Source organism: Bacillus sp. EB V-12 (assembly GCF_056158125.1).
Genome location: NZ_JBUXJL010000002.1, coordinates 159276 through 174079 on the forward strand (window position 1 = coordinate 159276; position 14804 = coordinate 174079).

The 14804-nt window shown below is 37.5% G+C and carries 15 protein-coding genes; 13 read left to right on the top strand and 2 right to left on the bottom strand.

Features of this window, described 5'->3' with window-relative positions; genetic code table 11:
- Window positions 1–208: 208 nt before the first annotated feature.
- The 3 genes from ACZDYH_RS07335 (at window position 209) to ACZDYH_RS07345 (ending at window position 1792) form a co-directional block, all read left to right on the top strand.
- Window positions 209–1021, top strand: coding sequence for an enoyl-CoA hydratase (locus tag ACZDYH_RS07335; RefSeq protein WP_002023367.1), 813 nt, complete (start codon window positions 209–211; stop codon window positions 1019–1021).
- A 109-nt stretch (window positions 1022–1130) separates the two neighbouring features.
- Complete coding sequence (locus ACZDYH_RS07340; protein WP_000738198.1) at window positions 1131–1448, top strand: hypothetical protein; 318 nt, start codon at window positions 1131–1133, stop codon at window positions 1446–1448.
- Between the two features lie 17 nt (window positions 1449–1465).
- Window positions 1466–1792 (top strand): nucleoside triphosphate pyrophosphohydrolase, encoded by a 327-nt coding sequence (locus ACZDYH_RS07345; protein ID WP_001277350.1) that lies wholly within the window; start codon window positions 1466–1468, stop codon window positions 1790–1792.
- 21 nt (window positions 1793–1813) lie between these two features.
- Here the strand turns inward: ACZDYH_RS07345 and ACZDYH_RS07350 are convergent, their stop codons facing one another.
- Window positions 1814–1993 carry a hypothetical protein gene (locus tag ACZDYH_RS07350; protein WP_149215554.1) on the bottom strand — a complete coding sequence of 60 codons (180 nt, stop codon included), beginning with the start codon at window positions 1991–1993 and terminating at the stop codon, window positions 1814–1816.
- Between the two features lie 126 nt (window positions 1994–2119).
- Between ACZDYH_RS07350 and ACZDYH_RS07355 the strand changes: the two genes are divergently transcribed.
- The 3 genes from ACZDYH_RS07355 to ACZDYH_RS07365 all read left to right on the top strand — a co-directional run bounded on the left by ACZDYH_RS07355 (window position 2120) and on the right by ACZDYH_RS07365 (window position 6270).
- The gene (locus tag ACZDYH_RS07355; RefSeq protein WP_000930085.1) at window positions 2120–3169 is read left to right on the top strand and encodes a M42 family metallopeptidase; all 1050 of its coding nucleotides are present in this window, start codon (window positions 2120–2122) and stop codon (window positions 3167–3169) included.
- Window positions 3170–3560: 391 nt separating this feature from the next.
- On the top strand, window positions 3561–5168 hold the full coding sequence (locus ACZDYH_RS07360) for an N-acetylmuramoyl-L-alanine amidase (protein ID WP_102956911.1): 1608 nt from the start codon (window positions 3561–3563) through the stop codon (window positions 5166–5168).
- A gap of 148 nt (window positions 5169–5316) precedes the next feature.
- Entirely contained in the window at window positions 5317–6270 is a 954-nt protein-coding gene (locus tag ACZDYH_RS07365; protein ID WP_016121971.1) for a TRM11 family SAM-dependent methyltransferase, read from the top strand.
- A 141-nt stretch (window positions 6271–6411) separates the two neighbouring features.
- On the opposite strand, the gene ACZDYH_RS07370 is transcribed toward ACZDYH_RS07365, so the two are convergent.
- The gene (locus ACZDYH_RS07370) at window positions 6412–6627 is read right to left on the bottom strand and encodes a YflJ family protein (RefSeq protein WP_163093213.1); all 216 of its coding nucleotides are present in this window, start codon (window positions 6625–6627) and stop codon (window positions 6412–6414) included.
- Window positions 6628–6792: 165 nt separating this feature from the next.
- On the opposite strand from ACZDYH_RS07370, the gene ACZDYH_RS07375 reads away from it, so the two are divergent.
- From ACZDYH_RS07375 to ACZDYH_RS07405, 7 genes are all read left to right on the top strand, one after another.
- A complete protein-coding gene (locus ACZDYH_RS07375) occupies window positions 6793–7797 on the top strand; it encodes a proline racemase family protein (protein WP_163093107.1) in 1005 nt (334 codons plus the stop codon).
- A gap of 19 nt (window positions 7798–7816) precedes the next feature.
- Window positions 7817–8794 carry an ornithine cyclodeaminase family protein gene (locus ACZDYH_RS07380; RefSeq protein WP_086388828.1) on the top strand — a complete coding sequence of 326 codons (978 nt, stop codon included), beginning with the start codon at window positions 7817–7819 and terminating at the stop codon, window positions 8792–8794.
- 361 nt (window positions 8795–9155) lie between these two features.
- Entirely contained in the window at window positions 9156–10736 is a 1581-nt protein-coding gene (locus ACZDYH_RS07385; RefSeq protein WP_434713593.1) for an ABC transporter substrate-binding protein, read from the top strand.
- Between the two features lie 55 nt (window positions 10737–10791).
- Window positions 10792–11742: an ABC transporter permease gene (locus tag ACZDYH_RS07390; protein ID WP_000278787.1), complete on the top strand. Its 951-nt coding sequence runs from the start codon at window positions 10792–10794 to the stop codon at window positions 11740–11742.
- A 6-nt stretch (window positions 11743–11748) separates the two neighbouring features.
- Complete coding sequence (locus tag ACZDYH_RS07395; RefSeq protein WP_001065302.1) at window positions 11749–12600, top strand: ABC transporter permease; 852 nt, start codon at window positions 11749–11751, stop codon at window positions 12598–12600.
- A 26-nt stretch (window positions 12601–12626) separates the two neighbouring features.
- Window positions 12627–13619: an ABC transporter ATP-binding protein gene (locus tag ACZDYH_RS07400; protein ID WP_434713596.1), complete on the top strand. Its 993-nt coding sequence runs from the start codon at window positions 12627–12629 to the stop codon at window positions 13617–13619.
- Window positions 13612–14583 carry an ABC transporter ATP-binding protein gene (locus tag ACZDYH_RS07405; RefSeq protein WP_000544142.1) on the top strand — a complete coding sequence of 324 codons (972 nt, stop codon included), beginning with the start codon at window positions 13612–13614 and terminating at the stop codon, window positions 14581–14583. The genes ACZDYH_RS07400 and ACZDYH_RS07405 overlap by 8 nt, the downstream gene beginning before the upstream one ends.
- Window positions 14584–14804 lie beyond the last annotated feature (221 nt).

A 14804-nucleotide genomic window follows, 5' to 3' on the forward strand; every position in this document is an offset into this window, starting at 1 on the left:
TGTTTTTTATCAAACTTAAGAATACACCATTTCATTGTAATGGTAAATAGATGAAAAGCATGGATAAACCGACTTTAATTTCTATATTTTTCAACGGAATTGTATGTTTTATACGGTATATGTACAAATTGCGAGATTATTAGACAGAAAATTGAGAAAAAAGAAGGATTTTTCAGTGGTTTTCTATAATTATATAAGTATAATCTTTATGGAGAAAAGAGGGGTATATATAATGGAAATAACAAGTAAAACAGAATCTGTCGTTGTGAAATATGAAGGGCACGTTGCAACGGTTATGGTCAACCGCCCAGAGGTGTTAAATGCGTTAGATGAGCCGACCTTAAAAGAGTTATTACAAAAGTTGAAAGAAGTAGCGGAAAGTTCTGCGCATATCGTTGTGTTATGCGGGAACGGTCGTGGTTTTTCTGCGGGTGGGGATATTAAATCGATGCTTTCAAGTAATGATGAAAGTAAGTTTGATGGCATTATGAATACTATTTCTGAAGTTGTCGTGACGTTATATACGATGCCAAAGCTTGTTATTAGTGCAATTCATGGACCAACTGCAGGTCTTGGGTTAAGTATTGCGTTAACAGCTGATTATGTAATGGCGGATATATCATCTGTTATTGCGATGAACTTTATTGGAATCGCTTTAATTCCAGATGGAGGCGGTCATTTCTTCCTTCAAAAGCGCGTCGGTGAAAATATGACGAAGCAAATTATTTGGGAAGGCAAGAAATTATCGGCGAGCGAAGCACTTGATATCGGCTTAATTGATGAAGTAATCGGCGAAGATTTCCAAACGGCTGTGAAGAAAAAAATTAATGAATGGTCACAAAAACCGATTAAAGCAATGATTCAAACGAAGCAAATTTTATGTGAAGTAAATCGCTCTAATTTAGAGCAAACATTGCAATTAGAAAAGCGTGGTCAATATGCAATGAGACAAACAGCGGATCATAAAGAAGGTATTGCTGCGTTTTTAGAGAAACGTTTACCAGCATTTAAAGGGGAATAAAGTTTGTCCATTCCTCACTGATTATTAGCTCGTTAATTCGGGATAAAGGGGAGAAAGTGCTAACACATTTTAGTATAATTGTGTTAGCACTTTTTTTTAGGAGTAATACATGAAGAAAATGATTGGTGTTATCACTATTATTTTGCTTACATATTCTGCTTTGCATAGTACACCATCTTTGGCAGTTCGGACTGCGTTATTTTTTGAGGGACATCCAAGTGTTGCATTTTCTGACGGGGTGACGAAAGAAAAAGATGTGAAAAAAGAAGCGATTCCAGATGAGTATCAAACTCTATATGGTAAGGACGAAGACTTAGAGCACTATTTCTTTCCACATGTAAGAGCACATGGATCAGGAATTGATATGTTAAGTGCATGCGTGAAGAAAAAATGGTTTTTCTATAAAGCAGAGCTCGGATGTTATTAAATATAGGAGGATGAATGATGTCAGCATATAACAAGTTAGTCAGAGATCGTGTTCCAGAGAAGATTTTAATGTCTGGAAAAACATATACAGCACAAAAATTAACAGGTCAAGCCTACATACAAGCTTTAGCGAAAATTGGAACGGAAGAAATTCGTGAATTTGCTTCTATGAAAGAACGCGAACATGCACTAGATTCTCTTGCAGATGCGCTAGAGGTTATCATTTCATTAGCACGTGCAGAAGGTGCATCGATTGAAGATGTGGAACGCCTTCGTAAGCAAAAAGAGATAGAGCGCGGTGGATTTGAAAGAGGTATTTATTTATTAGATGTTTCAGAAGAATAGTTTTATAGGAAAAGCATAGCGTTACTGAGTAACGCTATGCTTTCTTGTTGCAATGAAGCTAATAATGAAGAAGATAGCTGTTAATATCCAGCCGATTGTAATAGAAGTAGTAGTATGAATGGCATAAGAGATTTGTAAACAAAATGATGATGCTAAAAACCAAATGAGTGCAATGTGTATATATTTTTTTGATATATTCATATTTCAGGACTCCTTTTGTATACTAAAAAGAATTTTACTACAATTTAGAAAATTTAGCTATATAAGTAGAGGTTTTCTGGCGAATTTTGTATACTGAATAGTAGAGAAAATGAGGAGGAAACGACAATGGCACACCATACGAAAGAAACGATGGAACTGATTAAGGAGCTTGTCTCTATTCCGAGTCCATCTGGAAATACAGCAAAAATTATTAATTTCATTGAAAACTATGTCAGTGAGTGGAACGTAGAAACGAAACGTAATAATAAGGGAGCTCTTATTTTAACGGTAAAAGGGAAGAATGATGCGCAGCACCGCTTATTAACGGCACACGTTGATACGTTAGGTGCGATGGTGAAAGAAATTAAGCCTGACGGTCGCCTGAGTCTTTCTATGATTGGTGGATTTCGCTGGAACTCTGTAGAAGGAGAATATTGCGAAATTGAAACATCAAGTGGCAAGACATATACAGGAACGATTTTAATGCATCAAACATCTGTACATGTATATAAAGATGCAGGTGAAGCAAAACGCGATGAGAAAAATATTGAAGTTCGTATTGATGAGCGCGTATTTTCAGCTGATGAAGTACGCGAATTAGGAATTGAAGTAGGAGACTTCGTTTCATTTGATCCGCGTGTTCAAATTACAGAGAGTGGATACATAAAATCCCGTCATTTAGATGACAAAGTAAGTGTTGCGATTTTATTAAAATTAATTAAAAGATTACAAGATGAAAACGTAACATTACCATATACGACGCATTTCTTAATTTCTAATAATGAAGAGATTGGATACGGTGGTAATTCTAACATTCCTGAAGAAACTGTTGAATACTTAGCAGTTGATATGGGAGCGTTAGGTGATGGACAAGCATCTGATGAATATACAGTATCTATTTGTGCAAAAGACTCTAGCGGCCCGTATCATTACGCACTGCGTAAACATTTAGTAGAGCTTGCGAAAACGAATCATATTGAATATAAAGTAGATATTTATCCATACTACGGATCTGATGCATCAGCTGCGATTCGCGCGGGATTTGATGTGAAACATGCTTTAATTGGAGCGGGTATTGATTCTTCTCACGCATTTGAACGTACACATGAAAGTTCTATTGCGCATACAGAAGCATTAGTGTATGCATATGTAATGTCTAATTTAATTGAAGAATAATTTCATAGATAATAGAGAGCTGATTAAAGATATTATTTTTAATCAGCTTTTTATTTGGCAAAGCGATTAGGAGACATGTTCTAATCGCTTTTTTATCCCGCTATTTGCCGAGTAGTAAGACCCCTACCTCAAAATTCAGCGAAAGCAAAAAAGTTAGATGGGGACCGGGCTGCCTGTAAAAGCCCGATTGGTGAGGGCTGATTAAAGTTTTTTATATACATTCATTATAAGTTATATATATGCGATTTTTGTTATACGGCCGGAAACGTATTTACTATAGATATATAATGTTATACACTATGAAAGGAATTAATTAATAGTTAATATTTTTTAGTTAGCTTGATTAAAAAAATTGTATGAATATGAAGTTTTGAGAGGAGATTTATTTTTCATGAAGTACAAAGCAATAGCCGCAGGTTTATTAGCAGCAAATTTACTAGCACATCCAATTAGTAGTTTAGCAGAAACGAAGAAATTTCCTGATGTTTCAGATAGTGCGTGGTCGAAAGACGCAATTTATTATTTAGTAGAGAGAAATGTAATTAACGGTATGCCAGATGGTAACTTTATGCCATACGGAAATTTAACACGTGCCCAGGCAGCAAAGATTATCGCAACAGCAATTGGTGCTAAAGTAGATCCAAATGCAAAGCCGTCTTATAATGATGCGAAAAATAGTTGGGCAGCTTCATTTATTGCAGCCATGGAAAAAGAGAATATTATTAAGGGACGAGAACCAGGAGTATTTGATCCTGAAGGAAAAGTAACTCGTGCTGAAATGGCAGCTATGCTTGTAAGAGCATATAATTTGAAGAGCAAAGTAACAGGACCAGTTCCTACAAAATTTGCTGATTTAGAGAATCATTGGGGTAAAGAAGAAGTTAATATTTTAGTAGAATTAAAACTTTCTTTAGGTACAGAGAATGGCTGGAAACCGAATGATTCTATTACGCGTGAACAAGCAGCTCAACTTACTGCGCAAACAGATAAATTTAGCAAGAATAGTGATCGTCCAGTAGAAACAAAGAAAATGTACATAGATAGAAAATTCATTACATATCACGCACCATCATTAAGTTCTGGGATTAGTGCAAATCAGCATAATCCACAAATGGTTGAAATTAAAGAAGAACGAGATGGATGGATCAAAATTGCAACAAGTAACGGTGATAAATGGACACCTTTAGTAGAGAAAACAGAAGTTATTAATGAAGGGTTCACTACTTATGCAGAAGCTTCTTCTTCGTCAAAAGTAATGGGAACACATAACGCACAACAAGTAACTGTTATTGAAGAGAACGGCAGCTGGATTCGTATCCGCATGGGCGCTGGTTTCCAATGGGTTAATAAAAATCAATTAAATCCAGTGAAGCAAGGTAACTTCTTAGAAGGAAAAGCGATTATCATTGATCCAGGTCATGGTGGAGTTGATTCAGGTAATCCAGGTTATTATGAGAAAGAAAGTGAAACTGTATTAGATGTATCATTGCGATTACAGAAAATATTTGAGAAAAAGACACCATTTACTGTGTTATTCACTCGTACAGATGATACACGTCCAGGAACAAGTGGTCCGGATTCTTTAAAGAAACGTGTAGAATTTGCTCAAAAAAATAATGGAGATATTTTTGTAAGTATTCATGGTAATGGTACGGAAAAGAAAAATGGACAAGGTACAGAAACATTCTACTATGAATCAGCGACAGCAAGAGGAACAAATCCTAACGTATCAGAAAGTCGTTTATTAGCAGAAAAAATTCAAGAGCGTCTTGTAGATGCACTGGGGACAAAAGATCGTGGTGTGAAAAAAGGCGATTTATACGTAATTAGAGAAAATACAATGCCAGCTGTATTAGCAGAATTAGCATTTGTAGATAATAAAAGTGATGCAGATAAAATAGCTACACCAGCGCAAAGACAAAATGCAGCGGAAGCTATTTATCAAGGTATTTTAGATTACTATGAAGAAATGGGTAACAACGTGTCTTCTTTCCGTTAATAAATAATAAGAGATTGCCATTGGCAGTCTCTTTTATTTATTAACGTTTCTCTTTATTTCCGGCATATGATATCATTTAATTTTATATACAAAAGTATTTGAGTAATTGTAATTAGAACAATTTTAAACGATAGAGGATGATAATAGATTGAATAATCATAGTAAAACACCTGCCTGTATATATACGTATGCATTTCGTGAGGAGGAGCGTGCTTTATGTTACTTGGAAATGCGCTCGTTCTTTGGAATGGAGTCCCATGTTAATATTTTAAAAAGTGATGTCAAAATTGACCCGAGTAGAAGTGCGTTTATGAAAGAGCGAATTGAAGTTATGTATGAAGGGGACGACTTAGAAAGCATTTTAAAACAAGTGGAACAAATTGATTTGGCGGGAGCGACATTTAAAGTTATCTTCGTTAAAATCAATGACCTCGTTGGGGAGAATAAAATTGAATACGGAGAAAGACGTCTTATTGAACGAGACCTCGGCATGCATATTGAAGGAGAAGCGGATGTTCGTAATCCAGAGCGTGTATTCGGGATTGTTCCTCTTGGAGGACGCTGGTACTTCGGGCACTATGTAGAAAGCGAACCAGTTTGGTATCATCACATAAAAAAACCGCATAGCTATTCGACATCACTTAGCACACGTGTTGCGAGATCAGTTGCAAATATCGCTGTACCAAATCCAGAGGGAGTACGAGCAATTGACCCGTGCTGCGGTATTGGAACAGTAGTAGTAGAAGCACTTTCTATGGGGATTAACATCGTTGGTAGAGATATAAATCCACTTGTAGTTCTTGGAACGAGAAAAAACATCGCACATTTCGGATTTGAAGGAACAGTAACAAAAGGTCCAATCGAGGAAATTACTGAGAACTATGACGTTGCCATTATCGATATGCCGTATGACTTATTTACGCATGCCACACCAGAAGACCAGCTCTCCATTCTTTCAAGTGCACGCCGCATCGCTAAAAAGGTAGTCGTTGTCACGATGGAAACAATGGACGACATGATCCATGAAGCAGGATTTGAAATTAAGGATCGCTGTATTACAAGAAAAGGATCATTTACTAGACAAATTCTTGTTTGTGAATAAGAAAGGAAGGTCACCCGTTTGGGTGACCTTTTTAGTGTAGTTTGATGTGTGATTGATTGGTGGTGTAGATAGATGAATTAGCGGAATTTGTCGGTAAGTCGATATTCCATGGCGAATCGCCAATATCGTTACATTAGAATATTACTGTTCTTTTAATTTCTCTTGTTGTGCGATTAATAAATTGCGTAATATGTGCCCGCGGTAACTTTCTAGTTTTCGTCCTTCATGATAACGCACACCTAATTTTTTTAGTTCAGCTACGTACCAGCCCTTTGTTCCGTAGTACATTGGATCACTTCCTTTTTGCTTTTGAACAGTATATGTTGGGGAGCGAAGTAACTTTACATTGAAAATAATAAGACTGGTTGTATCAAGGGGCCCCTATAACATAGCCTCTGGACAGTGTATAAAAAAATAGACAGTAGTGTATGTTTTTCTAAACAATGCATACAAATTTATACCCTATGCGTTGGCATGATATTTGCAATGAAAAGAGTATCAACGTATAGGGGAGAGATCGAAATGAAGGTTAGTAAAATATATACAACGATTGATGCACACGTAGCTGGGGAGCCGCTTCGAATTATTACGGGTGGTGTGCCAGAAATAAAAGGAGAAACGCAGCTGGAAAGACGCGCCTACTGTATGGAACATTTGGATTATCTTCGTGAAGTTCTGATGTATGAACCGAGAGGGCATCACGGAATGTACGGTTGTATCATTACACCGCCAGCAAGTGCTCACGCTGATTTTGGTGTGTTATTTATGCACAATGAAGGCTGGAGTACGATGTGTGGTCACGGTATTATCGCTGTTATTACAGTCGGAATTGAAACAGGCATGTTTGAAGTAAAGGGGGAAAAACAAAAGTTCATTATTGATAGCCCAGCCGGAGAAGTTATTGCGTATGCAACATATAACGGGAGTGAAGTAGAATCTGTATCATTTGAAAATGTTCCTTCATTTGTATACAAAAAAGACGTTCCTATTAAAATAGATAACTATGAATTTCAAGTAGATATTGCGTTTGGAGGAGCATTTTACGCTGTAGTAGACTGTAAAGAATTTGGTTTGAAAGTTGATTTTAAAGACTTGCCTGCTATTCAAACGTGGGGCGGTAAAATTAAACATTATATAGAGAGCAAAATGGAAGTGAAGCATCCACTTGAAGAAGGTTTAAAAGGAATATACGGCGTTATTTTTTCAGATGAACCGAAAGACAAAGGTGCTACGCTACGAAATGTAACGATTTTTGCTGATGGGCAAGTAGATCGTTCTCCTTGCGGTACAGGAACTTCCGCAAGAATCGCAACTCTTTTTGGAAAAGATGCTTTACAAAAGGGAGAAATTTTCGTCCATGAATGCATTACTGGCGGGAAATTCGAGGGGGAAGTATTGTCGGTAACCGCAGTAGATCCATATGAAGCTGTCGTTCCAAAAGTAACGGGGAATGCCTTTATTACAGGATTTCATCAGTTCGTTGTAGACCCGAGAGATGATTTGAATCGAGGATTTTTGTTAGGATAAGAGGAGGGGGTGGAAAGATATGCTAGTCATAAGCGCGAACGAACAAAGAAACTTAGTAAATATGAATGAAGTTATTGAATACGCGGCGCTTGCTTTAAAAGAATTTTCCGCAGAAAGAACAATTACACCAATAAGAGGCTCATTACCATTTGCGAACGAGCAAAATACGGCATTAATTATGCCTTCAGTAGCGGAAGGACTTGAAGCACTTGGAGTAAAAATAGTAACGGTAGTCCCGCAAAATAAACAGGTAGGAAAGAAAACGATAAACGGGATTGTGATGCTATCAGACTTTCAAACGGGAGAACCGCTCGCACTTTTAGAAGGATCGTACTTAACGATGATCCGAACAGGCGCCTTATCAGGAGTAGCGACAAAATATTTAGCTCGTCATAACGCAAAAACTTTATGCATAATCGGGACAGGAGAACAGGCGAAGGGGATTGCTGAAGCTGTATTTGCGGTAAGAGCTATTGAAAAAGTCATTTTATACAATCGAACAGAAGAAAAAGCGTATGCATTTGCGCAATATATACAAGAGAAATTAGGCAAACCAGCTTACGTTTACAAGGATCCAAATGAAGCGATATGTGAAGCAGACATCATCGTCACAACTACGAATGCATCCACACCAGTCTTCTCAGAAAAACTACAAAAAGGCGTCCACATAAACGCCGTCGGCTCATTCAGACCGAGCATGCAAGAACTACCCTCACACGCCATCACAAGCGCAAACAAAGTAGTAGTCGAATCAAAAGAAGCAGCACTAGACGAAACAGGAGACCTTCAAGTTCCGATAAAAGAAGGTCTATTCAAAGCAAACGCCATTCACGCTGAACTTGGTCAAATTATAAGCGGAGAAAAAGCTGGTCGCGAAAATGATGAAGAGATTACTATTTTCAAATCAGTTGGTTTAGCGGTAGTAGATATTATCGTTGCGAAGTATTTGTATGAGAGAGCGGTGGAGCAAGGAGTAGGGAATAAGATTGAGTTTTGAGACTGCCTTTTGGTGGTCTTTTTTTCAATTCATCAAATGTCATGATAACCTCCTAAATGTGTTTTTTGTCTTTAATCCCATTCTACATTTTCGATCATATAAAACAATCATTTTAGAGGGATTTTCTGTAAGCTGCTAGTTTTTTAACTCATTTTATGAGGCTACTTATTCGTGGTCTTTTTATTTTCTCCTCCGCATAAATATAGTTTATCGCAAGAATGCATTAATAGATTACAAATTTTCTACCTTTGCGAAAAAGTTTGACAATACATACCGGTAGTGGTAATTTAAAACCTATAAGAAAACTCGGTATTAATTCCGAGTTTTCTTATAGGTGTAAATAGTCGAGAGGGGTCGAAATATGAAGAAGAAGTTGTTTGTATTACCATTTGTCCTACTATTATTTATCGCATTAGCTGCTTGTTCAGGGGAAAAAGATTCGAAGCAAGCGGGCACTAGTAAATCAGGGACTCCGAAAGATGGAGGAACGTTAACGATTGGTGTTAGCGATAATCCAGATACGATGAATCCGCTTTATGCGAATGATCGTGTGTCATTAACTGTGCAGCAAGCTTTATATGCGCCGCTATATCATATGGAAAACGGTAAGAAAAAGTTTGTTCTTGCTGAGAGCTTTACGCCTTCAGAAGATCAATTAACGTGGACATTGAAATTAAAAGATAATTTGAAATGGCATGATGGTAAGAAAATTACATCAGACGATATTGCATTTACATTCCAATCTATTTTAGATGAGAAGCAAAATAGTTCAAGCCGTGAAAACTTTATTTTTAAAGGAAAGCCGCTTGAGGTGAAAAAGGTAGATGAGTTAACTACTCAATTCGTTTTACCACAAGTAAGCGCATCTTTCGAAGGTGTGATGAATGATTTCTTCCCAATTCCGAAACATGTATTTGAAGGGGAAGCAGATTTAGCGAAGAGTAAGAAAAACTTACAGCCTGTAGGTTCAGGACCGTTTAAGTTTAAAGAGTATAAATCAGATGAGTACGTTGCATTAGATCGATTTGATGATTATGTAGGTGGGAAAGCTAAATTAGACTCTATCGTATACCGCGTTGTAAAAGACCGTAATACAGCAAATGTTTCACTGCAAAATGGTCAAATCAACATGAAGATGATTGAGCCGCAAGACTTTAAGAAACTAGATAGTACTGGGAACTTCTCAATGGTGACATTCCCTGAAGGTAGATTATTCTACTTATCTTATAACATGAATACAGATTTGATGAAGAAAAAAGAAGTGCGCCAAGCAATTGCGCATGCGTTAGATAAAAAAGAAATGATTAACTCAGCATTCGTTTCAGGTGAATTTGCAGAACCAGCAAATTCAATCTTAACGCCAGACACTATGTATTATGCGAAAGATATTAAAGACTATAAGTATGATAAAAAAGAAGCGAAAGATTTATTAGCAAAAGCTGGCGTGAAAGAAAAAGTACGTGTGATGTATGTAACGAATAATAAAATTATGGAAAGCTTAGCGTTATATACACAACAAAAATTAAAAGAAGTTGGCTTAGAAGTTGAACTAAATGCATTAGATGCTAGTGCGGCAAGCGAAAAAGGCTTAGATAAAGAGAATAAAGAATATGATATTACATTTGGTGGTTACATAATGGGACCTGAGCCAGATTCATATAAGAGCTTATTCTTAAGCAATGCTGAATACAATTATGCACGATATAAAAACGCTGATTTCGATAAGTTATGGGAAGAAGCTGCAGTTGAAACAGATAAAACAAAACGCGCAGAGCTATACCATAAAATTCAAGAGACAGCTAGAGAAGACGTACCTTATCTACCAATCGCGTATCCGAAAGCAGTTATTGCAGTAGATAAAAAGTTTGATGGATTAAAAGAAGCAAAAGCAATTCCTGTCACAATGTTTGAAGATCTATCTAAGATTTATGAAGTGAAATAAGAAACAATAAAGAAGCTGGTGGAAATCAGCTTCTTTAGCTTGAGGGGGGAAGTTTGTGTATAAAGTAATTGCGAAGAGGCTTTTAAATGCAATTCCGCTTTTATTTGTTATTTCTATTATTTCTTTTCTATTAATAAAACTAGCACCGGGGGATCCGGTTCGAAACTTTGTCACGCCAAACATGAGTCCAATTGATGTGGAGCGTATTCGCAAAAGTTTAGGACTAGATCAACCAATTTACGTGCAGTATATTTTATGGTTAAAAAATATTTTAACAGGAAACTTTGGTTACTCACTTCAAAATCATCGTCCTGTTTTAGATCTTATCGCAGAAAGATTACCCGCAACAATTGGGTTAATGGGATCATCTTTACTCGTCTCATTCGTAATCGCAATACCACTTGGACTATTTACAGGTGTGAAAAAGAATTCGTTCTTTGACCGCATTGTAAACTTTATTTCATACGTTGGTATTTCTATGCCGGTTTTCTGGTTTGCACTACTATTAGTCTACTTATTCTCTTTAAAATTGAACCTACTTCCGAGTATGGGTATGCGCACCGTAGGTAAAGATTCTGTTTGGGATATTGTGCAACACGGCATTTTACCTTGTATGGTGCTAGCGTTCCAAAACGTATCTGTTTATATGAGATATATTCGTTCAAGTACGATTCAGCAATTAGAAGAAGAATATGTACAAATTCAATATGCGTACGGTGCTTCAAAGAAAACGGTGTTATTTAATCACGTACTTCGAAATGTATTAATACCGATCATTACAATTTTCGGATTATCGATTCCAAGTTTAGTAGGCGGAGCGTTTATTACGGAAACAGTATTTTCATGGCCGGGTCTTGGTTCACTTGGAGTAAATGCTATTTTTAGATTTGATTATCCGATTATCATGGCAATTACATTACTATCATCATTCATGTTAATTCTCGGTAACTTAATTGCTGATATTTTATATGGCGTAGTAGATCCGCGCATTCGAATGAGGGGGTGATTTGGAATGAATAATAGGAGATTTCAAACGATAAAAAGTAGTTTTACGAAAAATAAGTTTGTACTAATGGGAGTTATAATACTTGCGATTTTAACGGTCGCATCAATATTCGCATTCGTATCGCCGTACGATCCTAGCAAAATGTCGATTCCAGATCGCTTACAAGAACCGAGTATGAGTCATCCTTTCGGAACGGATGATTACGGAAGAGATTACTTAACGAGAGCGTTATATGGCGGACGAGTTTCGCTTGCGGTCGGTTTCCTTGCGATGGTTGTTTCTATTACAATCGGTACTGCAGTTGGAACAATTAGCGGGTATTTTGGCGGAAAGTTAGACAACTTTTTAATGAGAGTTGTTGAAGTGCTTATGTCAATTCCATCATTCTTTTTAATGCTACTATTAAATGCGTATTTAAAACCAGGAATTACGACGTTAGTTCTTATTATCGGATTACTAACATGGATGGACACCGCCCGTATTGTAAGGGCAGAAACGTTATCTGTAAAAGAGCGTGAGTACGTTTTATACGCAAAAGTATCAGGGCAAAAATCACTTATGATTATTGTAAGACATATCATTCCTAACATTTTATCAACCATTATTATCGCTGCGACATTAACAATTGCGACATCGATTTTAATGGAATCATCACTTAGCTTCTTAGGTTTAGGTATTAGAGAACCAGATTCTTCTTGGGGCAGCATGCTAAACAATGCGCAAGGATATATTGGTGAAGCTTGGTATTTAACACTCTTCCCAGGATTCCTTATCCTTTTAACGGTACTGAGTTTTAACGTAATTGGTGAAGCATTGAAGAAAGCTTTCGCACCAAAAGGAGCCGGACATGAAAACTAAAGTGTTAAGTGAAGGGAGTGAGAAGCGTGTCTGAAAAACTACTAGAAGTGAAAAATTTAAAGACTTCTTTTTTCATAGAAAGTGGCGAAGTTGAAGCGGTTCGCGGCGTTACATTTCGCTTAAATAAAGGAGAAGTAGTCGGTATCGTTGGGGAATCTGGAAGCGGGAAGAGTGTAATGGCGAAGTCTGTTATGTCTCTCATTACGTCACCAGGAAAAGTGAAAGAAGGGGAAATCCTTTTTCATAATGAAAACATACTTTCTAAATCTGAAAAAGAATTGCGTTCTATTAGAGGAAATCAAATTTCACTTATCTCTCAAGACCCAATGTCAGCACTAAATCCGGTCGTGAAAATTGGAAAACAAATGACAGAAGTAATTATACGTCATCAAAAAGTGAAAAAGAAAGAAGCAGAGCAGATCGCGATTAACTTGTTAAAACAAGTCGGCCTTTCGTCACCAGAAGAAAGGGTAAAACAATATCCGCATGAACTAAGCGGTGGTATGAAGCAGCGGGTTATGATCGCAATGGCGATGTCTTGTAACCCAGACCTTCTTATTGCGGACGAACCGACGACTGCACTTGATGTAACGATACAGGCGCAAATACTAGATTTAATGAAAAACTTAAAGAACGAAACGAATATGGCGTTACTTCTTATTACGCACGACTTAGGAATCGTCGCGCAAAACTGTACGCGCGTTATCGTTATGTACGGCGGGCTTATTATGGAAGAAGGACCTGTACTTGATATTTTCCAATCGCCGAATCATCCATATACGAAAGGGCTATTAAACTCTTTGCCAAAAATAGCGAACGGCGTAAAAGAAAGGCTCGCTCCTATTCAAGGTGTAACGCCAAACTTATTAAACCCGCCACAAGGTTGCCCATTCGCAGAGCGTTGCCCGCATGCGATGGACATTTGTGAAAAAGAACGTCCGCCATATTTTGAAATCGGAGACGGAAGGCGTTCCATGTGCTGGTTAAATGATAGGGCGGTAGGTGATTCCCATGCATGAAGAAAACTTAATTGAAGTTCGGAACTTAAAAAAGTATTTTCCTATTAAAAAAGGACTATTCGGTAGAAAAACAGAGCAATTAAAAGCAGTCGATGATTTAAGCTTCACTATTAAAAAGGGTGAAACATTCGGGTTAGTAGGAGAATCTGGATGCGGAAAATCAACGACAGGAAGAAGTATCATTCGCTTACACGATGTCACTTCAGGTAACGTTTTATTTGATGGAAAAGATATCGCAAGTTTAAAGGAAAGTGAACTAAAAGAATATAGAAAACGAATGCAAATCATTTTCCAAGATCCATACGCATCATTAAATCCGTCGATGAACGTATTCCAAATTATTAGTGAGCCAATGAACATTCACGGTTCCTACGAAAAAGAAGAACAAAAAGAAATCATTTTAGACCTTCTGAAAAAGGTAGGATTAAAAGAAGAACACTTATATCGCTACCCGCACGAATTTAGCGGGGGCCAGCGCCAGCGCATTAGCATCGCGCGCGCACTATCTGTAAAACCAGACTTTATCCTATGTGACGAACCAATCTCAGCACTCGATGTCTCAGTCCAAGCACAAGTCGTAAACATGCTGCAAGACATTCAAGAAGAAACAGGCGTCACATATTTATTCATCGCACATGACCTATCCATGGTAAGACACATATCAGACCGAATCGGAGTCATGTACCTAGGAAACATAGTAGAAATTGCCGATAGTGAAGACCTATACGCAAAACCGGCACATCCATACACACAAGCACTACTCTCATCCATGCCAGAACCAGATCCAACAAACACTGGTAAAGAACGGATTATCCTAGAGGGAGAAGTACCAAGCCCGCTCAACTCACCATCCGGCTGCAAATTCAGAACGCGCTGCAAATTCGCCACTGAAAAATGCGCACAGGAAGTACCGAAGATGGTTGAGATTGCGAAGGGGCATGAAGTGGCTTGTCATTTGTTTTAGATTTGAGGAAAAGCATTGGGGGGGACCTGGTGCTTTTTTCTTTTGTGTTGGGTTGTGGGATTGGTTGTTAGTTTAGGAGATAACGCGCTCGAAATTTGTCGGTAAATCGATATGTTGTGTCGAAACGTTGATATATTCGGAGTTACGATCGATATAATTGAATAATCGTTGATATATTTTTGTAAAGAGTGGGATTAGTTGTAGATTAATGTAGAAATTTA